General features: G+C 59.5%; 25 protein-coding genes. 16 read left to right on the top strand and 9 right to left on the bottom strand.

Going from position 1 to position 26,527, the window contains the following annotated elements; translation table 11 throughout:
* Positions 1 to 59 precede the first annotated feature (59 nt).
* Both ACERZ8_RS05830 and ACERZ8_RS05825 read left to right on the top strand, forming a co-directional pair.
* Positions 60 to 554 carry a PRC-barrel domain-containing protein gene (locus ACERZ8_RS05830; protein WP_407591251.1) on the top strand — a complete coding sequence of 165 codons (495 nt, stop codon included), beginning with the start codon at positions 60 to 62 and terminating at the stop codon, positions 552 to 554.
* A 183-nt stretch (positions 555 to 737) separates the two neighbouring features.
* Complete coding sequence (locus tag ACERZ8_RS05825; RefSeq protein ID WP_407591249.1) at positions 738 to 1,079, top strand: DUF2853 family protein; 342 nt, start codon at positions 738 to 740, stop codon at positions 1,077 to 1,079.
* Positions 1,080 to 1,307: 228 nt separating this feature from the next.
* Here ACERZ8_RS05825 and ACERZ8_RS05820 read toward each other — a convergent pair whose 3' ends face one another.
* The 5 genes from ACERZ8_RS05820 to tsaD are packed head-to-tail and all read right to left on the bottom strand — an operon-like array spanning position 1,308 to position 4,489.
* Entirely contained in the window at positions 1,308 to 1,706 is a 399-nt protein-coding gene (locus tag ACERZ8_RS05820; protein ID WP_407591247.1) for a DUF1761 domain-containing protein, read from the bottom strand.
* Positions 1,707 to 1,766: 60 nt separating this feature from the next.
* Entirely contained in the window at positions 1,767 to 2,186 is a 420-nt protein-coding gene (locus tag ACERZ8_RS05815) for an EVE domain-containing protein (protein WP_407591246.1), read from the bottom strand.
* Positions 2,183 to 2,458 carry a YciI family protein gene (locus ACERZ8_RS05810; protein WP_407591245.1) on the bottom strand — a complete coding sequence of 92 codons (276 nt, stop codon included), beginning with the start codon at positions 2,456 to 2,458 and terminating at the stop codon, positions 2,183 to 2,185. Before ACERZ8_RS05810 ends, ACERZ8_RS05815 begins: the two co-directional genes overlap by 4 nt.
* Before the next feature lies 1 nt (position 2,459).
* Positions 2,460 to 3,398 (bottom strand): NAD(P)H-dependent glycerol-3-phosphate dehydrogenase, encoded by a 939-nt coding sequence (locus ACERZ8_RS05805; RefSeq protein WP_407591243.1) that lies wholly within the window; start codon positions 3,396 to 3,398, stop codon positions 2,460 to 2,462.
* Complete coding sequence (tsaD, locus tag ACERZ8_RS05800) at positions 3,395 to 4,489, bottom strand: tRNA (adenosine(37)-N6)-threonylcarbamoyltransferase complex transferase subunit TsaD (protein WP_407591241.1); 1,095 nt, start codon at positions 4,487 to 4,489, stop codon at positions 3,395 to 3,397. Before tsaD ends, ACERZ8_RS05805 begins: the two co-directional genes overlap by 4 nt.
* Positions 4,490 to 4,578: 89 nt before the next feature.
* Here tsaD and ACERZ8_RS05795 point away from each other — a divergent pair, with 89 nt between their 5' ends.
* The 4 genes from ACERZ8_RS05795 to ACERZ8_RS05780 all read left to right on the top strand — a co-directional run bounded on the left by ACERZ8_RS05795 (position 4,579) and on the right by ACERZ8_RS05780 (position 9,459).
* A complete protein-coding gene (locus ACERZ8_RS05795) occupies positions 4,579 to 5,244 on the top strand; it encodes a uroporphyrinogen-III synthase (RefSeq protein WP_407591239.1) in 666 nt (221 codons plus the stop codon).
* 101 nt (positions 5,245 to 5,345) lie between these two features.
* Positions 5,346 to 6,710, top strand: coding sequence for a COG4223 family protein (locus tag ACERZ8_RS05790; RefSeq protein WP_407591237.1), 1,365 nt, complete (start codon positions 5,346 to 5,348; stop codon positions 6,708 to 6,710).
* Positions 6,711 to 6,722: 12 nt separating this feature from the next.
* On the top strand, positions 6,723 to 8,204 hold the full coding sequence (locus ACERZ8_RS05785; protein WP_407591236.1) for a heme biosynthesis protein HemY: 1,482 nt from the start codon (positions 6,723 to 6,725) through the stop codon (positions 8,202 to 8,204).
* A 139-nt stretch (positions 8,205 to 8,343) separates the two neighbouring features.
* A complete protein-coding gene (locus ACERZ8_RS05780) occupies positions 8,344 to 9,459 on the top strand; it encodes a polysaccharide biosynthesis/export family protein (protein WP_407591234.1) in 1,116 nt (371 codons plus the stop codon).
* A gap of 80 nt (positions 9,460 to 9,539) precedes the next feature.
* Here ACERZ8_RS05780 and ahcY read toward each other — a convergent pair whose 3' ends face one another.
* Complete coding sequence (gene ahcY / locus ACERZ8_RS05775) at positions 9,540 to 10,928, bottom strand: adenosylhomocysteinase (protein WP_407591232.1); 1,389 nt, start codon at positions 10,926 to 10,928, stop codon at positions 9,540 to 9,542.
* 75 nt (positions 10,929 to 11,003) lie between these two features.
* A complete protein-coding gene (locus ACERZ8_RS05770) occupies positions 11,004 to 11,315 on the bottom strand; it encodes an S-adenosyl-L-homocysteine hydrolase (protein ID WP_407591229.1) in 312 nt (103 codons plus the stop codon).
* Between the two features lie 155 nt (positions 11,316 to 11,470).
* On the opposite strand from ACERZ8_RS05770, the gene adhP reads away from it, so the two are divergent.
* The 3 genes from adhP (at position 11,471) to ACERZ8_RS05755 (ending at position 13,652) form a co-directional block, all read left to right on the top strand.
* On the top strand, positions 11,471 to 12,499 hold the full coding sequence (gene adhP, locus ACERZ8_RS05765; protein WP_407591227.1) for an alcohol dehydrogenase AdhP: 1,029 nt from the start codon (positions 11,471 to 11,473) through the stop codon (positions 12,497 to 12,499).
* Positions 12,500 to 12,573: 74 nt separating this feature from the next.
* Positions 12,574 to 13,170, top strand: a complete 597-nt coding sequence (locus ACERZ8_RS05760; RefSeq protein WP_407591225.1) for an HD domain-containing protein — start codon at positions 12,574 to 12,576, stop codon at positions 13,168 to 13,170.
* Positions 13,167 to 13,652 (top strand): GNAT family N-acetyltransferase, encoded by a 486-nt coding sequence (locus ACERZ8_RS05755; RefSeq protein WP_407591224.1) that lies wholly within the window; start codon positions 13,167 to 13,169, stop codon positions 13,650 to 13,652. Before ACERZ8_RS05760 ends, ACERZ8_RS05755 begins: the two co-directional genes overlap by 4 nt.
* Positions 13,653 to 13,689: 37 nt before the next feature.
* On the opposite strand, the gene ACERZ8_RS05750 is transcribed toward ACERZ8_RS05755, so the two are convergent.
* Complete coding sequence (locus ACERZ8_RS05750; RefSeq protein WP_407591223.1) at positions 13,690 to 14,244, bottom strand: ActR/PrrA/RegA family redox response regulator transcription factor; 555 nt, start codon at positions 14,242 to 14,244, stop codon at positions 13,690 to 13,692.
* A gap of 87 nt (positions 14,245 to 14,331) precedes the next feature.
* Entirely contained in the window at positions 14,332 to 14,949 is a 618-nt protein-coding gene (locus ACERZ8_RS05745; protein WP_407591222.1) for an SCO family protein, read from the bottom strand.
* A 78-nt stretch (positions 14,950 to 15,027) separates the two neighbouring features.
* On the opposite strand from ACERZ8_RS05745, the gene regB reads away from it, so the two are divergent.
* The 7 genes from regB to addA all read left to right on the top strand — a co-directional run bounded on the left by regB (position 15,028) and on the right by addA (position 26,503).
* Positions 15,028 to 16,425 carry a sensor histidine kinase RegB gene (regB, locus tag ACERZ8_RS05740; RefSeq protein ID WP_407591221.1) on the top strand — a complete coding sequence of 466 codons (1,398 nt, stop codon included), beginning with the start codon at positions 15,028 to 15,030 and terminating at the stop codon, positions 16,423 to 16,425.
* A 206-nt stretch (positions 16,426 to 16,631) separates the two neighbouring features.
* Positions 16,632 to 18,029, top strand: a complete 1,398-nt coding sequence (locus tag ACERZ8_RS05735; RefSeq protein ID WP_407591219.1) for a PAS-domain containing protein — start codon at positions 16,632 to 16,634, stop codon at positions 18,027 to 18,029.
* A 44-nt stretch (positions 18,030 to 18,073) separates the two neighbouring features.
* Positions 18,074 to 18,547 (top strand): tRNA (adenosine(37)-N6)-threonylcarbamoyltransferase complex ATPase subunit type 1 TsaE, encoded by a 474-nt coding sequence (tsaE, locus tag ACERZ8_RS05730; RefSeq protein ID WP_407591217.1) that lies wholly within the window; start codon positions 18,074 to 18,076, stop codon positions 18,545 to 18,547.
* Positions 18,540 to 19,562 (top strand): aminoglycoside phosphotransferase family protein, encoded by a 1,023-nt coding sequence (locus ACERZ8_RS05725; protein ID WP_407591215.1) that lies wholly within the window; start codon positions 18,540 to 18,542, stop codon positions 19,560 to 19,562. The genes tsaE and ACERZ8_RS05725 overlap by 8 nt, the downstream gene beginning before the upstream one ends.
* On the top strand, positions 19,538 to 20,230 hold the full coding sequence (locus tag ACERZ8_RS05720; RefSeq protein ID WP_407591213.1) for a nucleotidyltransferase family protein: 693 nt from the start codon (positions 19,538 to 19,540) through the stop codon (positions 20,228 to 20,230). Before ACERZ8_RS05725 ends, ACERZ8_RS05720 begins: the two co-directional genes overlap by 25 nt.
* A complete protein-coding gene (gene addB, locus ACERZ8_RS05715; protein ID WP_407591211.1) occupies positions 20,223 to 23,171 on the top strand; it encodes a double-strand break repair protein AddB in 2,949 nt (982 codons plus the stop codon). The genes ACERZ8_RS05720 and addB overlap by 8 nt, the downstream gene beginning before the upstream one ends.
* The gene (gene addA, locus ACERZ8_RS05710) at positions 23,168 to 26,503 is read left to right on the top strand and encodes a double-strand break repair helicase AddA (RefSeq protein ID WP_407591209.1); all 3,336 of its coding nucleotides are present in this window, start codon (positions 23,168 to 23,170) and stop codon (positions 26,501 to 26,503) included. The genes addB and addA overlap by 4 nt, the downstream gene beginning before the upstream one ends.
* The last annotated feature ends 24 nt before the right edge of the window (positions 26,504 to 26,527 follow it).

Genomic DNA, 26,527 nt, shown 5'->3' with positions numbered 1-26,527 from the left:
ACTTTGGAACCGTTTCACGACTTCTTCGTTAGTTCAGCGATGTAACTATGGAGGATGTTATGACACTGAATACATTGAAGCTTTCTGCTGCGACCGCCGCCATTCTGGCCGCCCCTGCCTTTGCGGGCGACACGATGAAAACCGACGAGACAAGCCAGGCCGACACCGCCTATATCGAGACGGCACAGGATCTGGCCAACGACACTGAAGCCGCAATGGACAACGTACTGGACGGCGTTGAAACATCTGACGCAACCACAACTGTCGAGGATCTGATCGGCCTGAATGTGCTGAGCGCCAAGAACGAAACTGTCGGCGAAATCGACTATATCGTGCGTTCGCTTGACGGCTACGTGGCCGTGGTCGGCCTTGGCGGAGTGCTGGGCTTGGGTGAGTACACTGTGGCCGTCCCGATGGAAGAATTCGTGATGACCGAGGATGACACGCTGCGCCTCGCCACATGGACCGAAGAAGAGCTGGAAGCGCTGCCGGAAGTCGACGAGAGTGAGCTGGAAAGCCTGCCGTCTGAATATCCGCTCGACGTATCGCTCTGAACGACACAACGGCTGAACATCGAAGGGGTGCCCGTGGGGGTGCCCCTTTTGATGTCCGCCAAAAACTTTTCCCCCCGAAAATGTTTGTCATATTCACGATTGTCGTTAACCTGCCCACACTTCAATGCAATGCCTTGCGCCTGATCCGAAATCTGGGCGCAACACACCGGTGGGAGACAAAATATGGGCAAACGCGACGATCTGATCGCGCAATACGCGGACGACCTGAAGAACAAGTGCGGCATGACGCCAGACATGGATCTGCTGACGAAAGTGACGATTGGCTGCGGCCCCTCGATCTACAACGCCGATGCATCGACAGTTGCGGCCAGCCAGAAAGGCGAACTGGAAACCGTCAAGGAAAACTTCCTGATGAAAAAGCTGGGCCTCAAGGATGGCCCCGAACTGATGGACGCGATCAACAAGGTCATCGAGACGTACGGGAAATCCGAGCGCAACAAGTACCGCGCCGTTGTCTATTACATGCTGACCAAGCATTTCGGCAAAGAGTCGACCTACAGCTGAACTGACCTGATTTTTGAACACCAGAACACCCGCTGAACCAGCGGGTGTTTCTGTTTTGACTCCAATCCTAGGGACTTTGGATTTGCGTTTGCACCTTCAAACGCCTAAGTCCGGAGGGTCAGACCAGAAGGTCAGGCCCTATTTTACAGCACACGTACGGTGGCTCTTGGGAGTGCGTGCCGAAGGGTGAAAGGGTTCTGATCGATTTGGATCAGAACCCTTTTTTCCTCAGAACAACATCAGAACCAAGCCAATGACGGTGCAGCCGAACGTGGCATATCCGCCATCGATCAACGTCAGGCGAAATGGCCGCCCGCTGAACCCGTAGAACGTGGCGATCCATGGACTGACCAGAAACAGACCGATGCCAAAGCCTGACACGATACCTTCACCCAGCGTATCGATCCCGCTTAAGACAAAAACGTGGCGCATCATGCCCGCAACCAGAATGGCCCCGACGATGCTTGTCACATAAGGCACCGGGTCCGACCGGTTGGCAGGTGCATCGCCAGCCTCGTTCAGGGCCACGCCGGATGCGCCCATCCACGCTTTCGCAAAAATGGTGTACCACACCGCGCCGAACATAAACCCCGCGATGCCCGCGACGACCACTGCAAGAAATCCCATCTGTCCCTCCTTTTGGCACTTTAATGCAATGTGCCAGAACGGACGCGGATCGCCAAATGGTTATGGGGACACGCCCGCCATCTCGCAGACGATGCGCCATTGGTCTTCTGTCACCGGCTGGACCGACAGGCGCGAATTGCGGATCAGGGCCATTTCGGACAGTCGTTCATCGCCCTTGACCATCTCAAGCGTGACAGGGGTTTTAACCGGTTCAATCGCCTTGATATCCACACATTCCCAGCGCTCATCGTCGGTTGTGCTGTCGGGGTGGGCCTCTGCGATCACTTCGACGATGCCCACCACCGCCTTTTCCGTTTGCGAGTGGTAAAAGAAGCCGCGATCCCCAATCGCCATCTCGCGCATGAAATTGCGGGCCTGATAGTTGCGAACACCGTCCCATTCTTCGCCCGCGTCCCCTTTGGCCACCTGATTGTCCCAGCTCCAGGTTGACGGTTCGGATTTGAACAACCAGTAGTTCATGTGCCCATCACCTGCTTCCACGCCGTGATCTGCACGTCACGAAACAACCCGGCCTTGGCATAGGGGTCATTGTCAGCCCAGGCCTGTGCCGCGGCCAAGTCGTCCACATCCAGCACGATCAGCGACCCGCATGGTTGACCTTCTCCATCCAGAAATGGACCCGCCTTTTGCACCACGCCCGTCCTTTCCAGATAGGCCAGATGATCGGGCCGGTTTTCCATTCGAATGGGCAATGCACCATCCTTGTCCCATGCCATCAACGCAAAAATCATGTCATTCCTCCTTCAGCGGGCGGCCCAGCAGCAGGTCCATCGCGCCTTTGATATCCACGTGGCCATCCACAAGATCTGCCACAGTCCCACAAATGGGCAAGTCCAACTTGCGGTCCGCCGCAACACGGCGTAGGGCCTGCGCGGTCGCCGCCCCTTCTACCGTGACGCTGGCATCAAATGCACGTCCTGCACCAAGGGCAAGGCCCAGTTGATAGTTCCGCGATTGATCGGACGTACAGGTGAGGGTCAAATCACCCAACCCACTCAAGCCCATCAAGGTATCCGCCTGCGCACCATATGCGCCGGCCACCCTCTGCATCTCGGCAAACCCCCGTGTCATCAGCGCCGCGCGGGCGCTGTGCCCAAGGCCAGCGCCCATCACGGCCCCACACCCGATCGCGATCACGTTTTTCAACGCGCCACCCAGCTCGGCACCGATCACATCTGCGCTGCGATAAAGGCGCAAGGTCGGCGTGGACAGTTGCGCCTGCAGATCGCGGGCGACTGCATCCTGCGAACAGGCAAGCGTGAGAGCGGTGGGCAATCCGCGCGCAATGTCGGCGGCAAAGCTGGGGCCGGTAAGGACGGCAGCATGTTGAGCCGTTTCCAGAATTTTGGCCGGGCCAAACCCGGTGTTCAAATCAATGCCCTTGCAGCAGGCCACGACAGTTTTGCCACTCAAATCGTGCGAGGATACGAAACCGGCCAGGGCCTGCATCGGAACGGCCATCAGCAAAATGTCAGCGGCCAAAGCAGTCTCTAATTGGGTGGAAACTGTCAGATCGTCAGGAAAGTGCACGTCCGGCAAGCGTCGGGGGTTCTGTCGTTCCGCTTGCATCCCGGCAACGTCACGGCCCCACAAGGTCACCGGCCCCTGCCGCCCCAGTGTAATGGCAAGGGCTGTCCCGAATGCGCCCGCCCCAATCACCGCAACGCTCACGCCTTCGCCCCTTTTTTGCCGGAGCCAAGCATTGCAGCGCTGTCCATATCCAGTGGCATCCGGGGACGCGCCGACAGGCTCATATCGTCTGGCGCCCGCACGGCCATCTGTTCGATCCCCGCAGCTGCAATCATCGCAGCATTGTCAGTGCACAGCGCAAGAGGCGGGGCGAGGAACCGCACGCCGAATTCGCCCGATATCGTCTCTAACCCGCCTCGAATCGTCATATTCGCAGCAACGCCTCCCGCGACACAGAATGTCGGCGTATCGGGAGTGAGGGAGAGGTAACGCTCCAGCGCTCGCGCGCTTTTGCCAACCAAACTGTCACGTACGGCCGCCTGAAAAGATGCAGCGAGATCCGCCTGATCCTGTTCGTGCAAACCGTCCTGCGCATCGACCAGATCATCGCGCGCGCGCAGCACCGCAGTCTTGAGCCCGGAAAAGCTGAGATCGCAGCCCGGCTTGTTCGCCAAAGGACGCGGAAAAGCAAAGCGCGCTGGATCACCCTCATGCGAAATCGTCTCTATTGCAGGGCCTCCGGGCTGTCCGAGCCCCAGCAGGCGGGCAACCTTGTCAAATGCTTCGCCGGGGGCGTCGTCGATTGTGCCGCCCAGACGCTCGAACCTGTCTGGCCCGTGCACGATCAGGAACTGGCAATGCCCACCGGACACAAGGAGCATCAGATAGGGAAACGCGACGCCATCCGACAAACGCGGGGTCAGGGCGTGGCCCGCCAAATGGTTGACGCCGTACATGGGCAGGCCGGTCGCTGCGGACAGACCTTTTGCCATCATGACACCCGACACCACGCCACCGATCAGGCCGGGGCCGCAGGTCACCGCGATGGCGTCGATCCCGTCCAGCCCGATACCCGCCTGTTCCAGCGCTGCAACGATGCTGACATCCAGTCGTTCGGCATGGGCGCGCGCCGCGATTTCGGGAACGACACCGCCAAAGGCTGCGTGCAGGTCGGTCTGCGCATAAACGACCGATGACAACGCCGTCATTTCGCCCGGAACGCCGCGCACCACAGCGGCGGCTGTGTCATCACAGCTGCTTTCAATTCCCAGCAAGGTTTTGGCGCGACTCATGGGTCAAGGTCCGTTGCACGTACAGACTGCGCGAGGTAACACTTTGAACTGTGGCAAACAATGCATCCCCCGCTCCCATTCCCCTGATCATGACGCGCCCACAATCTGCGTCCGAGGCGTTTGTGGCAAGCCTTCCGGATGCAACCCGTGCCCGGTTCGAACCGGTGTTCAGCCCGCTCGTCGAAATCGTACCGCTGCCGCTCACGGTCACGATCAATGCACACGACAGCGCTGTGTTTTCCTCTGCCAATGGCGTGCGCGCCGCGCCTGACGGACAGGGCCGCATCGCCTATTGCATCGGATCGGCCACTACAAAGGTTGCGCAGGACCGGGGTTGGGACGCCCGGCAAATGGGCACGGATGCGGACGGTTTGGTTAAGAATTTGCGGTCGGTCGCCCCTGAGAACAATTTACTGCACCTGTCCGGTGTGCACACGCGGGGCGATGTGGCGGGCCGACTGGCCAAGGCAGGTCTGAACATCAAAAATATCGCGGTTTACGATCAGCGCCTGTGCCCGCTCACACCCGAGGCGTCACAGATCATCGCGACCGCCGCGCAGGTCGTCGTACCGCTGTTTTCACCACGCACGGCCGCACAGTTTTTGAAAGTGACCCCAAACACCGCATCCGTGCACGCAGTCGCCTTAAGCGCGGCAATCGCCGCCGTATTGCCAGCGGATGCGCTGGCCAGTCTGACCATTGCGACGCACCCCGATGCACAGTCGATGGGCGCTGCACTTTCCCACGTGGCCTAGCGGAACTGATTACAACCCAGCGGGTTGAGGGGCAGCGGCGCGCAGAGTAGAGTTCAAGACGGCGCGCTGCGCGTCGAAAGAATCGGAAGGGGGAGACGACCTTGGCTAAACGGAAACGCCCAAATCAGGCCACCAAGGACGAGTCATCCTCTGAAACTCCCAAAACAGATGAGACACTCATTGAGGGTAGTGTCGTCGATGAAGTGACCAAAGATGCGCCGACAGAAGACGCATCGACGGACGTTGAATCGACGACTGACGATACCCCTGAAGCGCAGGAAAGTGACGCGGACAAATCCGACGCGACAACTGCTGAAGATGTGATCGAAGCCGAGATCAGCAGCGACGAGTCAGCCGAAACGAGCGAAGCGCCTGAGCCTGAGCCTGAGCCTGAGCCTGAGCCTGAGCCTGAGCCTGAGCCTGAGCCTGAGCCTGAGCCTGAGAGCGCAATGCTGCCAGCGCCAACACCTGTCCAGCCGGAACCGGAGCGGGCGTCGGTGCTGCCGATGATCTTTGCTGGCATTCTGACGGCCATCCTCGGATTTATGGCGGCCCGCAGCGATATGCTGCCCGCAAGCCTTCAGGCCCCGACCCCAGAGGTTGACCCGGCCATCGCCCAAGGGATCGCAGACGCCAATGATCGTCTTTCCAACCTAGAAGCGGCCTTTGCCGAACTGCCGGCGTCTCAACCGCCCATTGTCACCGAAGGTCAGGTTGATCTGAGCCCGGTGACAGATCAGCTCAGCGAACTTTCGCAACAAGTGGCGGCATTGGCCCCCCTGTCGGAACGCCTTGATGTGCTGACGGCGCGGGTGGATGCGCTGGTCGCGCAGCCCGCGGCCGAAGTTGAGGTCCCGGACGAAGCCCTTGAAGCCGCGATGGCGGAACTGCGCTCTGTCGCTGCCGCCCAGCAGGCCGAAATCGATCAGCTTCTGGCCAATGCGCAGTCGATCCAAAGTGATGCGGTCGCCGAAGCGAATGCAACGCTGATGCGTGCCGCATTGACGCGGATCACGTCGGCCATCGACACCGGCGCGCCCTTTGCCACGGCCCTGGGCGATCTGGAACAGGCCGGTGCCACGGACATCCCCGCAGTGCTGCAATCAGTCGCCGCTGACGGGGTCACGCCCCTTGCCACCTTGCAGGAAGAAATCCCGGATGCGGCCCGTGCCGCCCTTGCCGCCGCACGCGGTGCAGGCGAGGACAGCAGCGGGCTTGGCGGGTTTTTGCAGCGCCAGCTTGGGGCCCGGGCGCTTGAGCCGCGCGAAGGTTCGGACCCGAACTCGGTCCTGTCCCGGGTCGAGGCTGCTGTCAGGGCCGGACGGTTGGGTGATGCCCTAGCCGAGGCTGAGGCACTGCCCGAACCCGCACGCAACGCCATGGAATCATGGTTGGAACAGGCGCAATCGCGCCAAGACGCCGTCACAGCGGCAAACGCATTGGCAGAACGCCTGTCTGCACTCTGAAGGGGCCTATTTATGATCTGGTCATTGGTTAAAATCGTCGTCTTCATTGTGGCCGTTGCCGCACTGGCCCTTGGGGCTGGCTATTTGCTCGAAGCCGAAGGCGGGGTGCGTGTTATCGTGGCCGGTCAGGAATTCACGCTGGGCCCACTGGAATCCGTTGTTGGCCTGATCGTGCTGGTGCTGGTGATCTGGATCGGTCTCAAACTGCTGGGTCTGCTGGTCGCGTTCTGGAAATTCCTCAACGGGGATGAAACCGCGCTGTCCCGTTATTTTGCGCGCAACAAAGCCGCCAAAGGGTTCGATGCGCTGGCCGAAGGCATGATGGCGCTCGCCTCGGGAGAAGGGCGCGTAGCACTGGCCAAGGCGGAAAAGGCCGACCGTTACCTGAACCGTCCCGAACTGACCAACCTGCTGACAGCGCAGGCCGCAGAACTGGCCGGGGATCGCAAAAAGGCGGAAGAAACCTATCGCAAACTGGTGCAGAACGATTCCACCCGCTTTGTCGGCGTGCGTGGAATCATGAAGCAAAAGCTGGCGGATGGGGACACAGACACCGCCCTCAAACTGGCGGAAAAAGCGTTCGCGCTGAAACCCAAGCATGAGGATACGCAGGACGTGCTGCTGAAACTTCAGGCCGGGCACGAAGATTGGGCGGGTGCGCGTCAGACCCTGTCGGCCAAGCTGAAATACGGCAACCTGCCACGTGACATTCACAAACGCCGCGACGCCGTTCTTGCGCTGAGCGAGGCGAAAAAGGTTCTGGACAAGGAACAAACCATCGAAGCCCGCGAGGCCGCGATTGCCGCCAACAAGCAATCGCCAGATTTGATCCCCGCCGCCGTCATGGCCGCCGAAGGGTATATCGAGCAAGGCCAGAAGAAATACGCCACACGGCTGCTGAAAAAGGCGTGGGAGGCACAACCCCATCCCGACCTTGCCGCCGCATTTGCAGCGATTGAACCCAATGAAACGCCAGCGGCCCGTCTAAAACGGTTTGCCCAACTGACGCGCAGCCACCCGGAGAATTCGGAATCCCGAATGCTGATGGCCGAACTCAACATCGCTGCCGAGGATTTCCCGGCGGCCCGGCGTGCCCTTGGCGATCTGTTTGAAACCGATCCCACGACGCGTTCTGCGACGTTGATGGCCGCAATTGAACGGGGTCAGGGCGCAAGTGACGCCGTTGTTCAGGGCTGGCTGACGCGGGCACTGTCCGCGCCGCGTGGCCCGCAATGGGTGTGTGACAATTGCCAGAACATCCATGCCGAATGGACGCCGATCTGCACCAACTGTTCTGCCTTTGACACCCTGTCGTGGAAACGCCCGCCCAGCGCTGAAATCGCGATGCCCGGAGGTACGGAGATGCTGCCGTTGCTTGGGGCACAAAGTGCGGAGGCGGCAGGCAATGCCATGACCGTCGTTGAAAGCACCAGCGACGAAAGTGACGTGATCGAGGCCGAAGACCTCGGCAATCCGAAGAAAAAGGGCGCATAGCCGGGTCCACGCCCGCGCTTGCGCCTCGCAATACTTGCAGGCCCTGATACTCGCGTTATACGTGTTTCATGTCGTCTTTCCGGGCGTCTTGTCGGTGTGAGCCGCGCGGACGGTGACGGGAAAGGCCGGGGGAACATGCGTGGTGCGACTGAAATTGAACAAACTGCTCGCACTCTACCTTGTGCTGACCTTGTCGGCCTGCACCCTGCCACGCGGCGCTGCCATCCAAAGCGAGGTTGTGCGCAGTCAGGGTGATGAGACGGCGACATTCTCAGTTGTCCCGGTTACACCTGCGAACATCACCCAGTTGCGCACATGGCCGGTGACCGGATGGGCCGGCCATTACCATTGGTTCAGCGGCACCCGTGGGCCGAAATCGAACCTCATCCGTCCGGGCGATCTGATCGACCTTGTGATATGGGACAATCAGGACAGCTCATTGCTCACGTCGCTGGGTGCAAACAATGTGACCCTGTTAGGGCTCCGCGTCTCTCCCTCCGGCACCATTTTCGTGCCCTATGTCGACGAAGTGTCCGTTGGTGGCGCAACACCAGAGGGCGCGCGCGAACGCATCGAAGACCAGCTTGAATCCGTTGTGCCTGACGCACAGGTTCAACTGACCGTGCAGGCGGGGCCAGACAATTCCGTCAGTGCGGTACGGGGGTTTTCCAAGCCCGGGACCTACCCCATGCCCAATCGCGACTTTTCGATCCTGAACCTGATTTCCGTCGCGGGGGGGATCACGGACAGCCTTGAAAATCCGTTGGTCCGTGTGATCAGGGATAACCAGTCCTACGATATCCGTGCCGACACGCTGTTTGACAGGCCCTCTGCCAATGTCGTGCTGCGCGGCGGGGACAGTGTGATCGTGGAAGAGGATGACCGGTATTTCGTCGCTCTGGGTGCGACCGGGTCAGAAGCCGTCGTTCCGTTCAATCAGGAACACATCACCGCGATTGAAGCGCTGGCGCTGTTGGGTGGGTTGAACGACACCCGCGCCAATCCCAAGGGCATTCTTGTCCTGCGCGACTACCCGCAAAAGGCGGTGCGCAGTGACGGATCCGGCCCACCCAAGGCCCAGGTGGTGTTCACCATCGATCTGACATCTGCCGAAGACATTTTTGCCGCGCGCAAATTCCAGATCAATCCCAACGATTTGGTCATGGCCACGGAAAGCCCTGTTGGGTCTGTGCGCACAGTGTTCGGCCTGATCGGGTCTGCTGTGGGTGTCAGCAACGCACTGGACGGCAACTGACCTTACGAAAAAGGCCCCAGCGCAACTGTGCGGGGCCTCTTCTTTCGTCCGTAGGGTGGGGTTTCACCCCACCACGCACATCAATACCGGTAATGCTCGGGCTTGAACGGCCCCTCGGGCGTCACCCCGATATAGGCGGCCTGCGCGCTGTCAAGTTGCGTCAGTTTCACACCGATGCGATCCAGATGCAGGCGGGCCACTTTTTCATCCAGATGTTTGGGCAGGATGTAGACGTCGTTTTTGTACTTGTCCGTGTTCTGCCACAGCTCGATCTGCGCAAGCACCTGGTTGGTAAAGCTTGCCGACATCACGAAAGACGGGTGGCCCGTCGCATTGCCAAGGTTCAGCAGACGCCCTTCGGACAGCAGGATCAGACGATTGCCATTCGGCATCTCGATCATGTCCACCTGTTCCTTGATTCTCGTCCACTTGTGGTTCTTCAGCGCAGCAACCTGAATTTCGTTGTCGAAGTGGCCGATATTGCCGACGATGGCCATGTCCTTCATCTCGCGCATGTGCTCGATGCGGATCACGTCCTTGTTGCCGGTGGTGGTGATGAAGATGTCGGCAGAGCCTACAACGTCCTCAAGCAGAACAACCTCAAACCCGTCCATGGCGGCCTGAAGGGCGCAGATCGGATCAACCTCGGTCACCTTGACGCGCGCGCCTGCACCGGCAAGCGACGCGGCCGAACCTTTGCCCACATCGCCGTAGCCCATGACCACGGCCACCTTACCGGCCATCATGGTGTCGGTGGCGCGGCGGATGCCATCGACCAGCGATTCCTTGCAGCCATATTTGTTGTCGAATTTCGACTTGGTCACCGAATCATTCACGTTGATCGCCGGGAAGGGCAGCTGTCCGTCACGGACCAGTTCGTAAAGGCGGTGCACGCCGGTTGTCGTCTCCTCGGAAACGCCCTTGATCTGGTCGCGGATTTTGGTGAACCAGCCGGGGCTTTCGGCCATACGCTTGGCAATCTGCGCCTTGATCACTGTCTCTTCTTCGGATGTCGGAACGGGGATGATTTCCTCACCCGCTTCTGCGCGCGCGCCCAGAAGGACGTACAGGGTCGCGTCGCCACCATCGTCCAGGATCATGTTTGGCCCGTCGGCAAACTGGAACGATTTGTCGAGGTAATCCCAATGCTCTTCCAGCGACTGGCCCTTAACGGCGAACACCGGCACGCCGCTTTCGGCGATCACAGCCGCCGCGTGATCCTGCGTCGAAAAGATGTTGCACGAGGCCCAGCGCACGTCCGCACCCAACTCGACCAGAGTTTCGATGAGAACAGCCGTCTGGATCGTCATGTGCAGCGATCCGACGATGCGCGCGCCGGACAACGGCTTGCTTTCGCCGTACTCCTGACGACATGCCATCAGCCCGGGCATTTCCGTTTCCGCGATGTCCAGTTCCTTGCGACCGTACCCGGCCAGCGCGATATCTTTTACAACGTAATCAGTCGCCATATGCGTCATCCTCATGAAAGTTGAGGATGCGCTACCAGTTTCTGCCATCAGGCTCAATGCGGCTTTGAGTCGGACTTAGTCGCCGGTGTCCAGCGTGGCGAGAATCAGATCGTCGCTGACCGTGCTACCCCAGTCGTTGCCCTGTGCCAGAACGCAGCTTTGTCCATCGGCAAGGTACTGCACCAGCGTCCACGTTCCATTCGCTTCTGACGCCCAAATCGCCGTTGTTTCCGTTCCTGACCCCTCGACCGGTGTCTCTGCATACCAATCGATCAGGCTGGCCTCCATCTCGGCTGCAGACATGCAGACGTCCTTTGCAGACAGGGTTGTGGCACTCAAGGCGGTGGCTGCAACAGACGCAGCGGCAAACAACAAAACGGGTTTCATAGCGATCTCCTTCGCTTTCAAACCCGCAATGCGCGGAAAATGTTCCACATAACCCGGCCCCGAACGGGCCAGACCGTTGATCTGCATCAACGGCGCGTGGCGGATTTCTCTGCATACCAAGCCAACATCAACCCACACTCAGGCTGGAGGCCTCAATGTCCCTACCCAAGACAATGAAAGCTGCCGTTGTACACAAACTCGGCGCCCCGCTCGACATCCGCGACGTCCCTGTTCCCGAAGTGGGACCCGGCCAAGTCCTCATGCGGGTGCAGGCCAGCGGTGTGTGTCACACAGACCTGCACGCAGCCGAAGGCGATTGGCCGGTCAAGCCGACCGCCCCCTTTATCCCGGGCCATGAGGGGGTGGGTGAAGTTGCAGCCGTTGGCGCAGGCGTCACCCACCTCAAGGAGGGCGACAGGATCGGCGCGCCATGGCTGCACAGCGCATGCGGGCGCTGCGAACACTGCGTGGGCGGTTGGGAAACCCTGTGCCCCGATCAGCAACGCACAGGATATTCCGTAAACGGTGGCTATGCCGATTATGTGCAATGCGATGCGAATTACGTGGGCTTGCTGCCCGATTCATTGGATTTTGGCCCGGCCGCGCCGGTGTTGTGCGCTGGCGTGACTGTCTACAAGGGCCTGAAAGAGCTTGAAGCAAAGCCGGGCGACTGGATCGCCATTTCCGGCATTGGTGGGTTGGGGCACATGGCCGTGCAATACGCCAAAACGATGGGATATCGCGTGATCGCCGTCGATGTTCATCAGGACAAACTTGATCTGGCGCGCAAGCTGGGGGCGGATGAGACTTTTCACGCCGTCGATCAGGATCCCGTCGCCGAGTTGCAAAGCCAGATGGGCGGCGTGCACGGCGTTCTGGTCACGGCAGTGTCCAATTCCGCGTTTTCGCAAGCCGTGGGCATGTTGCGTGCTGGTGGCTTTATGTCCCTTGTGGGCCTGCCACCCGGTGACTTCCCGCTACCGATCTTTGAGGTTGTGTTGAAACGGATCACCGTGCGCGGATCCATTGTGGGCACGCGCAATGACCTGGCCGAGTCTTTGGCGTTTGCGGCAGAGGGCAAAGTGAAATCGCATTTCTCGTGGGACACACTGGACAATATCAACGCCATCTTTGACCGGATGCGCGCCGGTGCCATCGAAGGGCGCATTGTGCTGCGTATGTAGTTGTATTCACCCTTCCCTCGCCCTGCCTGTCGTGGAACAAACGTGGCCGACCAGTACACGCAGGACAGGGACACATGGCGAAACAACCACGCGCATGGCAACGGATGCTGTCGGGTCGTCGCCTCGACCTGCTTGACCCCACGCCTATGGACATCGAGATCGAGGATATCGCCCACGGTCTCGCCTTTGTCGCGCGCTGGAACGGGCAGACTTTAGGCGACTTTGCCTATTCGGTCGCCGAACATTCCCTTTTGGTAGAGACGCTTTTTAGCCGTATCGCGCCCAAGGCACCGCCCAAATGGCAGCTGGCCGCACTGCTGCATGACGCGCCGGAATATGTGATCGGTGACATGATTTCACCGGTCAAGGCGGCGGTCGGGCCAGGCTATGGCGCACTGGATGAACGGCTTGAGGCTGCGGTTCACATCCGATTTGGCCTGCCCGCCAAAGTGCCCGCGACGATCAAGAAACAGATCAAGAGGGCCGACAAGATCAGCGCATGGATGGAGGCGACCCAAATCGCAGGGTTTACCGAAGCCGAGGCGACACGTTTCTTTGGCAAACCACCCGCCGACATGATCGACGATCTGCAAATCGTGCTGCGCCCACCGCTTGAAACCCGCCACGCCTTTACAGCGCGACACGGCGCCTTGCTGGAGCAGTGCATATGATCCACGTCCGTCCGGCCATCGGCCTTGATGCGTCATCAATGGCCCGCCTGCTGAATGAAATCATAGCCGATGGGGCAACCACAGCGTTGACCAGCGCGGTGTCCGGCAATGATCTGGCGGAATGGATGTCTGCCAATGATGGCCGCGCAGCATGGCATGTTGCTGTGAACGACGGCGAACAGGTCTTGGGTTTTCAATGGATTGAGGCGGCAGACTATTTGCCGCCCGAGGCCGCCGAGATCGCGACCTTCGTTCAGATCGGGCAAACGGGTCTTGGCATCGGCTCACGACTGTTCGAGGCGACGAGGGCTGCGGCCAAAACGATTGGCTACAAATGGATCAACGCCAACATCCGTGCGGATAATGAAGGCGGTTTGATCTACTACCAGTCGCGCGGATTTCAGGACTATGGCCGGATCGACAATTACGAAATGGCGAACGGCCATACTGTCGACAAGATCCTCAAACGCTACGATCTGTAACGCGTCGATTAATTGTCAGTTGTGGCCAAGCTGTCCGCTAACGCGGGGAGCGTTTGGCCAGAATGCGTTGCAACGTGCGGCGGTGCATGTTCAGACGACGCGCTGTTTCCGACACGTTACGGTCACACAGCTCATAGACCCGTTGGATGTGTTCCCAGCGCACGCGATCCGCGCTCATCGGGTTTTCGGGCGGTGGGGGCAGGTCGTCGCCGGTGGCCAGCAGTGCATTGGTGATATCCGTCGCATCGGCCGGTTTGGACAAATAGTCGGTCGCGCCGATTTTCACCGCCGCCACGGCCGTCGCAATCGCACCATAGCCCGTCAGGACGACAACGCGGGCGTCAGGCCGCCGGTCGCGCAGAACCTCGACGACATCAAGTCCGTTTCCATCCTCAAGCCGCAAATCCACAACAGCATAGGCCGGGGGACGGGCGGTCGCGATGGCTTTGCCACCCGCAACACTGTCCGCGGTCTCGATCTCGAACCCGCGTTTCTCCATCGCCTTGGCAAGGCGGCGCAGAAACGGTTCGTCGTCATCAACCAGTAATAGTGTCTTGTCAGTGCCCAGTTCGGGCATCGCGGCGTCTGCCATGTGGTGCTCCAGTTCCCGTATTCCGTCTTTTATGGCTGGGGATAGATATGGAGCGCTGACCCGCCCGGGTCAAATTTTTCCGTCTTTTCAGACGTTTTCAATGAAACATGCGACCGTGTCCGCCATCGCGTCCGCCGACGTATCCCTGCGGAAAAATTCGACAAATCCAATTTCAGGCATCACCAGATAAGTGAAAGTCGAATGATCGACAAGGTAGAACTCATCCGACTTGTCATGCGCCTTGTAATACGTCCGATAAGCCGCAGACGCGGCGGCGACCTGTTCAACCGATCCCGTCAGACCAATCATCTTTTCATGCAGGTTATAGGCAAAATCGCCGACCAGTTCGGGCGTGTCGCGTTCGGGATCGATGGTTATGAAGACCGGAGTGACAGACATGCCGCGTTCTTCCAGCAGATCGACAGCCTCGGCATTGCGGGCGGTGTCCAACGGGCAGACATCGGGGCAGAACGTATAGCCGAAATAGATCAGTGTCGGTTCAGTGATGACATCCTGATCGGTCACTGTCTGGCCTTCGGCATTGACCAGCTCGAACGGTCCGCCAATCTGATTGCCGTCGCCTGCGATCTTGGTGGCCGAACACTGCGCAATGCCCGTTTCCTCACCACCCTGCGACATCCACCAGACCCCACCCAGAAAAACGGCGGCGACAAGTGCAGCGATGGGTGCAATGATACGGGTCATGTTCGGCCTCATAGCTTGGAAGTTGATGTCCTTGCTATCAACCTTACACTCCTGTGCAACCAACGAAGTAGTGACATGATGGCGCAATCTGAAATTGGGCTGGTAACCGGCCAGCAACGCTCGAACTGGATCAAACTGCGCACCATGATCCTGTTGCGCTGGGTGGCGATTGTTGGCCAGCTGGTGGCACTGACCGTGGCCCAACAGATGTATGGGCTGCAGCTTGAAATCGGGCTGTGTTATCTGGCAGTTGGCATATCGGTGATCGGCAACCTGATAGCCATTTTCGTGTTTCCTGAAAACAAGCGCCTCGCCGAATCCGAAAACCTGCTGATGGTGTTGTTCGACCTGTTGCAGCTTGGGTTTCTTTTGTCGCTGACCGGTGGGCTCAACAATCCGTTTGCCTTGCTCATGCTGGGGCCTGTGACGATTTCAGCCGCTGTTTTGACAACACGGTCCACCATTCTGGTGGGGGCAACGGCGATCATCATCGTGACGCTGTTGTCAGAGTTTCACTTGCCTTTGCGCACGCAGGACGGTGCGACACTCAGCATTCCGGACCTGTTTGTTTTCGGCAACTGGATCGCGCTGGTGATTGCCGTGTGCTTCATCGGCCTTTATTCGCGCCGTGTGACGTTCGAAATCCATTCGATGTCCGATGCGCTGTCCGCCACCCAGCTTGCGCTGTCACGCGAACAGAAGCTGACCGATCTGGGCGGCGTTGTTGCCGCCGCCGCGCATGAATTGGGCACGCCACTCGCGACCATCAAACTGGCCAGCGCCGAGTTGATGGAAGAACTGTCAGATCAGCCTGAATTGCGCGAAGATGCGGCATTGATCCGCGAACAGGCGGACCGGTGCCGCGATATCCTGCGCGACATGGGCCGGGCCGGCAAAGACGACCTTCATTTGCGCCAGGCCCCCCTGATGGCCGTTATGGAAGAAGCCGCAGAACCCCACATCCATCGCGGCAAAACGGTCAATTTCATCCACGATCCCGATGCGGGCGGCGAAGTGGATCAGCCTGCCATCGTCCGCCAGCCCGAGATCATTCACGGCCTGCGCAATCTGGTTCAGAACGCCGTCGATTTCGCCCGCTCGACCGTGTGGATCGAGGCGCATTGGACGGATACGGAAATCACCCTGCGCATCATGGATGACGGGCGCGGGTTTCCGGCGCACGTTCTGGGCCGGATCGGCGAGCCGTTTGTGCGGTGGCGCAAACCCGCTTCGGCGCGCGTCGAACGCCCAGAATACGAGGGGATGGGCCTTGGCCTTTTTATCGCGAAAACCCTTCTGGAACGCTCTGGCGCTGAACTGACATTCGCCAACGGATCCGACCCTTACGCAACCACACCAGTAAATGGCGATTACCGCGGCGCCATCGTGGTGGTTGTCTGGCCCCGCCACAAGATTGACGCGCGAAGTGGCGAAAATGCCGTGCCACAGGGTCAAAATGTGAAAATACGGGCCTGAAACCGCGTTCGACGCACCAAAGTTAACGCAGTGTTAACCTTAGTGAAGCATGGGTGAAGCCTCGCGGTTGGAAGGTGACAAAGCGTGCCTGTGGTCGAGATCATCGTAGTGTTTGTCTGTGCAGCGGCTGCTGTTGGTGCGGGTATCGCCTTTTTGGGGATGCGCGGGACAGTGCCCGCGTCGATGCCTCAACCGACCCCCAAGGTATGCATTTCCTGTTTTGCGACCTCGATCTGGAACATGCGACAGAACAGGCCCGGGCGGTTTTGTTCAAGGAAACCGGTGAAACCGACTGGCACGCCCTGCGCGCGGCCCTGATGGCCCGTTTCCCCGGTCTGCCGGATGCAGATGGGTTGCGCACCCTTGAATCCCTGACCCTGCACTCCGCCGCGCTGGATGATCCTGCGATCCTGCATCTGGACCGCGAACAGGAAATGACCCGCGTCGTGATCGAACACGAATTCATGACGGATGCCAGTTCCGTGCACGCGGCCAAATCCATCGAAGCGGAACTTGGAACGCTGCGCCTTGCTGCATCTGCCTCTCCCTACCCGATTTGGCTGGTTGGGATGGATGGCAGAATTCAGTGGTTTAACACAGCCTACGAAACGCTCGCGACGGCGGCCCGCCCGGATCAAACAGGGATGGACGAACCGCTGTTCACACCCGACCCTGACGAGCTGGACGACAAGCGCACCTTGCGCGTCGCGGTGAAAATTGCCGAAACCGGCACAACCGAATGGTACAACGTGACGGCGACCGAAGTGGACGGCGGCATCATCTACCACGCCGTCGATATCAACGCCGTCATCGAAGCCGAAGTGGCCCAGCGCAACTTTGTCCAGACGCTGGCCAAGACATTCGCACATCTGTCTATTGGCCTCGCCATTTTTGATCGCAACGGCCAGCTTGCCCTGTTCAATCCAGCGATGGTTGATTTAACCTCGCTGCCGGTCGAGTTCCTGAGTGGTCGGCCCGCCCTGCTCGCCTTTTTCGACCGCTTGCGCGACAACCGGGTGATGCCCGAGCCCAAAAACTACAGTTCTTGGCGTCAGGAAATCTCAGACATGATCGCGGCGGCAACCCATGCCAGCTATCAAGAGACATGGACCCTTGATACCGGCCACACATACCGGGTCAGTGGCCGCCCCCATCCCGACGGTGCCGTCGCCTTTCTGATCGAAGACATCACCGCCGAAATCTCACTGACCCGAAACTTCCGCGCCGAATTGGAATTGGGCCAGTCCCTGATGGACACATTCGAAGATGCGCTGGCGGTTTTTTCCTCGGCAGGTGTTTTGACCTTCTGCAACAGCGCCTTCCGCGAGATGTGGAACATGGACCCCGATTGCAGTTTTGCAGACGTCACAATCGTCGACTCGATCAAGGAATGGCAGGCCCAGACCGCTCCCAACCCCGCATGGGCAGACATCCGCGACTTTGTGATGAAGCTGGGTGAACGCGCGCCATGGGAGGCAGATGTGATCCACCTTCAGGATGGTCCCTACACGGTCCGCCTGTCTCCGATCGCATCCGGTGCGACAGTTGTCCGTTTTGCCGAAAACCTGCCACTGCCAGCACCCGCGCCTCGCATCAAAGTCTAGGTCATTCCGCTTGCAGCGACCGGGGATGCGGATAGTTTGGCGGGATGACTGCAAGCCCACTAAACCTCGACTGGCCTGACGCCGATGCCACGGCCCGATGTGGTGTCGCGCTTAGTAAGGTTTTAGGCCCTGGGGACGTTGTGTTGTTGAGCGGACCAGTCGGCGCTGGCAAAACCCATTTTGCGCGCGCCTTGATCCAGTCGCTTTTGATCACACCCGAAGACGTCCCATCGCCAACTTTCACGCTTGTCCAAACCTATGACACCACGTCGGGTGCATTGTGGCACGCCGATTTGTACCGTGTGTCAATGGACACGGAAATCGACGAACTTGGGTTGGTCGAAGCGTTCGAGGATGCGATTTGTCTGGTCGAATGGCCTGATCGCCTTGGCCCTTTGACCCCGGCAGATGCGCTGCTGATCGATATTTCCCCACAGCCTGACAGTCGCACGGCGCACCTGTCCTGGACGGATGCCAAATGGCACGCCCGGCTTGCGGACCTCGTGCAACATGTCTGACCGCGACAAGATCATTTCAGCCTTTCTGGCAGACGCAGGCTGGGGCGGGATAAAACGCACGCTGGTCGCAGGCGACGCCTCGAACCGCCGATATGAGCGGTTGGCAAAATCCCCTCAGGCCACAGTGATCCTGATGGATGCCCCGGCAGAAAAGGGCGAAGATGTCGGCCCTTTCTTAGAGATCACCAACCACTTGCGCAGCGTTGGATTGTCGGCGCCCGAAATCTTTGCTGATGATCAGAAGAACGGACTGCTTTTGATCGAAGACCTCGGCGATGACCTGTTCGCGCGTGTGATTGAAAAGAATGCAAGTCTGGCAACGCCGCTTTATGAGGCGTCCGTCGATGTCCTGCTGCATTTGCATCAATCCAAGGCCCCTGACCTGCCCCGCTATGATGCTGACGTGATGACTGAACGCGCCGCCTTGGCGTTCGACTGGTATCAGCGCGGTACGCAGGGGTCTGTCGATCAGGGCGCCAAAGCGGCCTTTGAGACGGAGTTTCACGCGCTGCTCGCGCCACTGGATGCAGACGCCACTGTCTTGATCCAGCGGGACTACCACGCCGAAAACCTGATCTGGCTGCCCGCACGCAGCGGTGTCCAGCGGGTTGGCCTGCTGGATTACCAGGACGCGATGCTGGGTCACCCGGCCTATGATCTCATGTCTATTGTGCAGGATGCGCGGCGCGATGTGCATGCCGACACGGGCGACATGATGATCAAACGCTATGTCACTGCGGCCGGGTGTGACGCGGGCATGTTTCATGCCGCCTTTGCCTTACTGGGCGTCCAAAGAAACATGCGGATACTGGGCGTGTTCGCACGTCTGTCGATGCACTATGGCAAGCCGCACTATGTCGATCTGATCCCGCGTGTTTGGGGGCACATCAATATCAATCTGAACCATCCCTCATTGGCGAAAATCAAACCGTTAGTTCACGAAACATTGCCGACACCCACCCCTGCCCTTTTGCAAAAGCTCAAAGATCAATGCGCCACCATCCCCCTGCCCTGATGCTGTTTGCGGCCGGATTCGGGACGCGGATGAAGCACCTGACCGCGCATCAGCCCAAGCCCCTGATCAAAGTGGCCGGGCGCGCGCTGATCGATCACGCGCTCGATCTTGCACGTGGCGTGCGCGCAGACCCGATTGTCGCAAACCTGCACTATCTGCCAGAGCTTCTTGAACAGCATCTGAATGGGACATCCGTTTTGACAATCCGGGAAGAGCCCGAGATTCTTGAAACCGGCGGTGGTTTGCGAAACGCGTTGCCACAGCTTGGCACGGGCCCTGTGACCACCTTGAATTCCGATGCAATCTGGGCCGGACCAAACCCGCTGCGATTGTTGCTCGACGCGTGGGATCCTGCCGCCATGGATGCCTTGTTGGTCTGTGTGCCGCTGGAGCGGGTTCATGGCAGAACGGGGCGCGGCGACTTTGACATTGATGCCGCTGGCCGTCTGCACCGTGGCGGTGACTCTGTCTATGCCGGCGCACAAATCATGAAGACCGATTTACTGAAAACAGTCCCTGACAAGGCGTTTTCGCTGAACGTTGTTTGGAACATGATGGCAGATCAGCAGCGTATGTTCGGTCTCACCTATCCCGGGCACTGGTGCGATGTCGGCCACCCCGGCGGCATTGCAGAGGCTGAGGCCATGTTGGAGCGCGGCGATGTTTGACCCCTCGACATCACCCCGCGTCTTCGGCTGCGCCATGGGCGTGGATTTCCCCGCCGCCGTCATCCGGGGGCTGGAGCAAAGGCTGCAAAATGCAGCGCCAGAAGACTGGGCGCGGGTCACCTTGTTCGTCAACACCCGACGCATGGCGCGCCGTCTGCGCGATTTGTTCGATGCCGGGCCGCCCCGCCTTTTGCCGCGTATCCGGATGATCACAGACCTTGATGATCTGTTGCCGGGTGATCCGCTGCCAGAGGCAGCCTCGGCCTTGCGTCGTCGTCTGCAACTGGTCGCGCTGACCAACAAACTAATCGAACAACAGACAGGGTTCGCCCCCGAAACAGCCGGGTTTGATATGGCGGACAGTCTGGCAACCCTGATGGACGAGATGCAGGGTGAAGGCGTGAGTGCGGCGGATATTGCAAAGCTCGATGTATCCGATCAGTCCGGTCATTGGGCGCGCGCGCAACAGTTCATCGCAATCGCGCAATCTTATATCGATGCGTCCGGCGACGCTCCGGATGCCGAGGGGCGACAGCGCGACACGGTACTGCGTCTCATCGCCCATTGGGCCGAAACACCCGTTACAGATCCTGTTTTGGTCGTCGGCTCCACCGGATCGCGCGGCACCACGCAGTTGTTAATGCAGGCAATCGCCGCGTTGCCGCAAGGCGGTGTGATCCTGCCCGGTTTCGATTTCGACATGCCCGACGTCTGGGATGAGATGGCCAAGGACAAAGCGGGTGAAGACCACCCGCAATTCAGGTCTCTGAAACTTGCCGAACGGTTGAATATCCACACAAACGACATCGCACACTGGTCGGACACGCCTGTGCTGACGAAGTCGCGAAACCGTCTCGTCTCCCTCGCCCTGCGCCCGGCCCCGGTCACCGATGCTTGGCGGATTGAAGGGCCCGAACTTACCGACCTCGATGTTGCGACCGCCCCGATCACGCTGGTCGAGGCGGACACACCCCGCGCCGAAGCCATCGCAATTGCCATGCGCCTGCGCCAAGCTGCGGAGACCGGGCAGCGCGCCGCCCTGATCACGCCAGATCGGATGCTGACCCGTCAGGTCACCGCCGCCCTTGATCGCTGGAACATTTTGCCGGACGACAGCGCGGGCACGCCCCTGCACCTGTCCCCACCTGGTCGATTCCTGCGCCATGTCGCCAACCTGTTTGACCGTCCGCTGGATGCCGAGGCGCTGCTCACTCTGCTCAAACATCCGTTGACGCATTCGGGTCATGACCGAAACGAACATGTGCTCAAGACGCAAAAGCTGGAATTGCGGATGCGCAAACAGGGGCTGCCCTATCCCGACCGTGACAGCCTGCTGCATTGCGCCAGCCTTGCTGATAAAAACGATGTCGAGGGAATGGAACGCTGGGCCACGTGGGTGGCCAGTCTGACTTTTGGACAACAGTTACCGGGAAAATTGATGCTGGCCGACTGGCTTGATCGCCACATCGCGCTTGCCGAATCCATCGCCAATGGACCGAACGGCAAGGATGCAGGTGAGTTGTGGCTGAAAAAGGCGGGCCAGGAGGCGCGTGCTACCATCGCATCGGTCAGGGACGAGGCCGAATTTGGCGTCGAATTGACCGCCTCGGATTACGCAAACCTGATTGGCGGTATTCTCAGTCAGGGCGAAGTGCGCGACCGCGACACGCCTCACCCGACGATCATGATCTGGGGCACGCTAGAGGCACGGGTTCAAGGTGCCGAACTTGTCATTTTGGCGGGTTTGAACGATGGAACATGGCCCGAAGCGCCCAAACCTGATCCGTGGCTCAACCGAAAAATGCGTCTCGATGCAGGGCTTTTGTTGCCCGAACGCCGCATCGGGCTTTCGGCCCATGACTTTCAACAAGCCATCGCCGCGCCTGAGGTATGGCTGACGCGTTCCATCCGTTCGGACGATGCAGAAACCGTACCCTCGCGGTGGATCAACCGATTGAAAAACCTGACGGTCGGTTTGGCGACGCAAGGTGCGCCAGACGTCTGGAAGGACATGCAGAACCGCGGATCAATCTGGCTGGATCGCGTGCGCAAACTGGAGACGACCGAGGACGTCGCAAGGGCCCCGCGACCCGCGCCCTGCCCGCCTGTATCGGCGCGGCCCCGTGGTTTCAGCGTGACCGAGATCCAGACACTGATCCGCGATCCTTACGCCATCTATGCCAAACATTGCCTGAAGCTGCGCGCGCTCAATCCGTTGGTGCAGACACCTGATGCGCTACTGCGCGGGATCCTGTCGCATGACGTCATGGAGGCGTTTGTCAAAGCGACGCTCGCAGAGTCCAACGCTTTGTCGGTCGAGGCGCTATTAAGCCACGCACAAGACGTGCTGACCGCCAAAGTCCCCTGGCCCGCTGCGCGCGCCCTGTGGCTCGCCCGCTTTCAACGTTCCGCCGCGTGGATTGTCGAGACTGAGATTCAGCGTCAGGCCATTGCCACCCCCAGCCTGTTTGAAAAGGACGCAACAGGCCGCCTTGTCCTGCCGTCCATCGCGACAACTTTGACGGGCCGCGCTGATCGCATCGACATCGATCCGGCGGGCGACGTCATTCTGTATGACTACAAATCCGGATCACCGCCCACCCGCGACAAGCAAAGGCACTTTGACAAACAGCTTCTGATCGAGGCAGCGATGGTCGAAGAGGGCGCATTCAACAAACTGGGGCCGCGCACAGTGCGAGCCGCGCAATTCGTCGGGTTAGGGTCGAATCCACGGATCGAAGACGCCCCCATCGATGACGAACCGGGTTCCAAAATCCTCGCTGAACTGGTCAGCCTGCTGTCTGCCTATCTGGAAGGCGACAAAGGGTACGTGTCTCGCCGCGCCATGGAAAATGATACAGACGCGCGCGATTATGATCAGCTTGCGCGCTTTGGTGAATGGGATGTGTCCGCAGATGCCGAACCCGAGGTGCTGACGTGACGCAGCTGGACGAGGCGACACGCCGTCAACACAGTGCGGCGGAACCGATGGCATCGACATGGCTGTCCGCAAATGCAGGGTCGGGCAAGACACGCGTGCTGACAGATCGCGTCGCCCGCCTGCTGCTGGAAGAGGTCGAACCACAGCACATTCTGTGCCTGACCTATACCAAAGCCGCAGCCTCCGAGATGCAGAACCGCCTGTTCCAGCGGCTGGGCGCCTGGGCGATGCTGGATGACGACGCACTAACGGCGGCGCTGGCGGAACTGGGTCTGGATCGCACACCTCACGCAGAAGATTTACGCCGCGCCCGCACCCTGTTTGCCCGCGCGATTGAGACGCCGGGGGGTTTGAAAATCCAGACCATCCACTCGTTTTGTGCGTCTCTGTTACGGCGTTTTCCGCTCGAAGCCGGGGTAAGTCCACAATTCACGGAAATCGAAGATCGCGCTGCAGACCTGCTGCGCGCTGAGCTAGTGGACCAGATGGCCGAAGGCGAGGATGCAGGCGTACTTGCCACCGTCGCCCAATACTACACGGGCGAGGATTTTCTCAAGCTGACCAAATCGATGGTGGGGATGGCGGACGCCTTTACCGAAATGCGTTTGGGTGATGCGCTGGCATTGTTTGATCAACCGCCATCACTGACAAGGGCGGCCATCGAACATGCGGCCTTCACGGCCGGAGATTGGGACACGTTGCAAGCATTGATACCAGCGTTGATCAAACGAGGCGGGAATGATGCCAAGGCTGGCGCAAAGCTGAGCAGGTTGAGCGGCCTTGATTTCAGCGCATTGCCACATCTGATGGATGTCTTTCTGTTTGGGCCCAAAGCCAAAGCAGCGCATCAGGCCAAAATTGGGCAGTTTCCCACCAAAGATACGCAAAACGCGGTGCCACACCTGATTGAACCGCTGAATTTCCTGATGCAGCGGGTTGCAGATTCGCGCGCCCCCATGCTGGCGCTCGAGGCAGCCGAGCGCACGGTCGTGCTGCATCGGTTCGCGCGCCGCTTTGCCGATCACTACAAGGCTGTCAAACACAGGCGCGGCTGGCTGGATTTTGACGACTTGATCCAGAAGGCGCGCCAATTGCTAAGCGATGACCGCGTTGCCGCCTGGGTTTTGTACCGTCTGGATGGCGGCATCGATCACATTCTGGTGGACGAGGCGCAAGACACCAGCCCGACGCAGTGGGATGTGATCCGCCGACTGGCTGAGGAGTTTTCGAGCGGTGAAGGCGCGCGGGCTGATGTCACACGGACGATTTTCGTGGTCGGCGACAAGAAACAATCGATCTATTCCTTTCAAGGCGCTGATCCGCGCGAGTTTGACCGGATGCAGCGTGAATTTGGCTCTAAACTGGGTGAATCGGGGCAAGATTTGCACGATCTGACCCTTGATCATTCGTTCAGATCGTCGCCCGCGATCCTACGGCTGGTGGACGAGGTGTTTCGCGATGCCGCATCAGCCGGATTTGGTCACGGGCAACATATCGCGTTCAACACGGATCTGCCCGGTCGAGTTGATCTGTGGCCGTTGGTACCGAAACCGGACAAGGAACCGGATCAGGATTGGTTTGACCCACTGGACCGGCGCAGTCCGGAACACCAATACCGTATTCTTGCAAGGCAGATCGCGGGCCAGATCAAATCCATGATCACGGACAAGGTGCATATTCCGGACAAGAATGGCCCACGCGCCGTCCAGCCGCGCGACTTCCTGGTCCTTGTGCAACGCCGCGGCGGTATCTTTCCCGACATCATTCGCGCCTGCAAGGAAGCGGAACTGCCCATCGCGGGGGCGGACCGTCTGAAGGTTGGGGCCGAAATTGCCGTGCGCGATCTTGGGGCGCTGCTCGCCTTTCTTGCGACACCGGATGACAGCCTGTCGCTCGCAACAGCGCTGCGCTCACCTTTGTTCAAGTGGTCGGAACAGGATTTGTTCACACTCGCCCATCACCGGAAGGATGAATTCCTGTGGGCCGCATTGCGCAAAAAAGAGGCCGAATACCCCGAAACAGTCTCGGTCCTGTTCGATTTGCGGGACAACATCGACTTTCTGCGCCCCTACGATCTCATTGAACGCATGTTGACCCGGCACGAGGGGCGCAAACGGCTTCTGGCGCGGCTCGGATCAGAGGCAGAAGACGGAATAAACGCGCTTCTGTCCCAGGCCCTCGCTTACGAACGCGCGTCAGTGCCCAGCCTGACCGGGTTTCTGGCGTGGATGGAGACGGACGACCTTGAGGTCAAACGCCAGATCGACAGCGCCTCGAACCAGATCAGGGTGATGACGGTTCATGGGTCCAAGGGCCTTGAATCCCCCATTGTCATTCTGCCGGAATGCGGCAAGCGAGACATCGTGATCCGGGATGAAATCATCACGATGAACGGCACGCCAGTCTGGAAAATGCCCTCGGCAGCGCAGCCGGACCAGATGGTCGAACGGATCGAAGAGATGAAAGCCGCCCAGCGCGAGGAGTCCCTGCGCTTGCTATATGTGGCTCTAACACGGGCGGAAAAGTGGTTGATTGTCGGGGCATCCGGCGAATTGGCCAAAGATGGTGACGACTGGCACCAGCGGGTCGAGGCCGGCATGCGCGCAAGCGGTGCGTTTGAGTTGCAGACACCTGTTGGCCCCGGGCTGCGGATGGAGCATGGGTCGTGGGACTTCGCAGATGCCGGGCCTCAGCCAACAGGGAACACACTGGACATTGACCTGCCCGCGCTCTTTTCGGCTGATGCACCCGTGCTGCCTACGCCATCCAAAACCGTCTCCCCCTCTGATCTGGGCGGGGCCAAGGCGCTGCCCGGTGACGGGCTCGATGAAGACACGGCAAAGGCTTACGGCACCTGGGTGCATCACTTGCTGGAAACAAGCGCACCGCAGTCAACGAAGCGCCCGCCCATAGAGTTAAGTGACAAGTTATGTGATCAAGCGCGACGAGAGGCCGAAGCCATTCTGAACGACCCTTCTCTTGCCCATATTTTCGCGTCATCGACACTTGCCGAAGTGTCCGTCACCGCGCAGCTTGGCCAAACACGCCTTCATGGTATGATCGACCGTCTGATCGTGACGCCCGACCACATCCACATCATCGATTTCAAAAGCAACCGGGCCGTCCCGGAAACGCCTGATATGTGCCCGGACGGCGTATTGCGCCAGATGGCCGCCTATAGCACTGCACTGTTTCAGATTTACCCGGGCCGCGCCCAAACACTCAGCATTCTGTGGACGCGAACGGGAAATTTGATGTCCCTTCCGCACGATATGGTGATGGACGCGCTGCAACGCACGCCATATCTTGACGACATCAAGGGCGATACATAGGTTCCGACCCTACGCGTGATCCAT

Source organism: Tateyamaria armeniaca (genome assembly GCF_045797845.1).
In the GTDB taxonomy this organism is placed as follows: Bacteria; Pseudomonadota; Alphaproteobacteria; order Rhodobacterales; family Rhodobacteraceae; genus Tateyamaria; species Tateyamaria armeniaca.
Note: the sequence above shows the minus strand (reverse complement) of the source record. Positions and strands in the feature narration are given on the sequence as shown.

Coding starts and splice junctions, on each gene's coding strand:
- ACERZ8_RS05830 (WP_407591251.1), top strand. CDS start 60: ATGACACTGAATACATTGAAGCTTTCTGCTGCGACCGCCGCCATTCTG.
- ACERZ8_RS05825 (WP_407591249.1), top strand. CDS start 738: ATGGGCAAACGCGACGATCTGATCGCGCAATACGCGGACGACCTGAAG.
- ACERZ8_RS05820 (WP_407591247.1), bottom strand. CDS start 1,706: ATGGGATTTCTTGCAGTGGTCGTCGCGGGCATCGCGGGGTTTATGTTC.
- ACERZ8_RS05815 (WP_407591246.1), bottom strand. CDS start 2,186: ATGAACTACTGGTTGTTCAAATCCGAACCGTCAACCTGGAGCTGGGAC.
- ACERZ8_RS05810 (WP_407591245.1), bottom strand. CDS start 2,458: ATGATTTTTGCGTTGATGGCATGGGACAAGGATGGTGCATTGCCCATT.
- tsaD (WP_407591241.1), bottom strand. CDS start 4,489: ATGAGTCGCGCCAAAACCTTGCTGGGAATTGAAAGCAGCTGTGATGAC.
- ACERZ8_RS05795 (WP_407591239.1), top strand. CDS start 4,579: ATGACGCGCCCACAATCTGCGTCCGAGGCGTTTGTGGCAAGCCTTCCG.
- ACERZ8_RS05785 (WP_407591236.1), top strand. CDS start 6,723: ATGATCTGGTCATTGGTTAAAATCGTCGTCTTCATTGTGGCCGTTGCC.
- ahcY (WP_407591232.1), bottom strand. CDS start 10,928: ATGGCGACTGATTACGTTGTAAAAGATATCGCGCTGGCCGGGTACGGT.
- ACERZ8_RS05770 (WP_407591229.1), bottom strand. CDS start 11,315: ATGAAACCCGTTTTGTTGTTTGCCGCTGCGTCTGTTGCAGCCACCGCC.
- adhP (WP_407591227.1), top strand. CDS start 11,471: ATGTCCCTACCCAAGACAATGAAAGCTGCCGTTGTACACAAACTCGGC.
- ACERZ8_RS05760 (WP_407591225.1), top strand. CDS start 12,574: ATGGCGAAACAACCACGCGCATGGCAACGGATGCTGTCGGGTCGTCGC.
- ACERZ8_RS05755 (WP_407591224.1), top strand. CDS start 13,167: ATGATCCACGTCCGTCCGGCCATCGGCCTTGATGCGTCATCAATGGCC.
- ACERZ8_RS05750 (WP_407591223.1), bottom strand. CDS start 14,244: ATGGCAGACGCCGCGATGCCCGAACTGGGCACTGACAAGACACTATTA.
- ACERZ8_RS05745 (WP_407591222.1), bottom strand. CDS start 14,949: ATGACCCGTATCATTGCACCCATCGCTGCACTTGTCGCCGCCGTTTTT.
- regB (WP_407591221.1), top strand. CDS start 15,028: ATGGCGCAATCTGAAATTGGGCTGGTAACCGGCCAGCAACGCTCGAAC.
- ACERZ8_RS05735 (WP_407591219.1), top strand. CDS start 16,632: ATGCATTTCCTGTTTTGCGACCTCGATCTGGAACATGCGACAGAACAG.
- tsaE (WP_407591217.1), top strand. CDS start 18,074: ATGACTGCAAGCCCACTAAACCTCGACTGGCCTGACGCCGATGCCACG.
- ACERZ8_RS05725 (WP_407591215.1), top strand. CDS start 18,540: ATGTCTGACCGCGACAAGATCATTTCAGCCTTTCTGGCAGACGCAGGC.
- ACERZ8_RS05720 (WP_407591213.1), top strand. CDS start 19,538: ATGCGCCACCATCCCCCTGCCCTGATGCTGTTTGCGGCCGGATTCGGG.
- addB (WP_407591211.1), top strand. CDS start 20,223: ATGTTTGACCCCTCGACATCACCCCGCGTCTTCGGCTGCGCCATGGGC.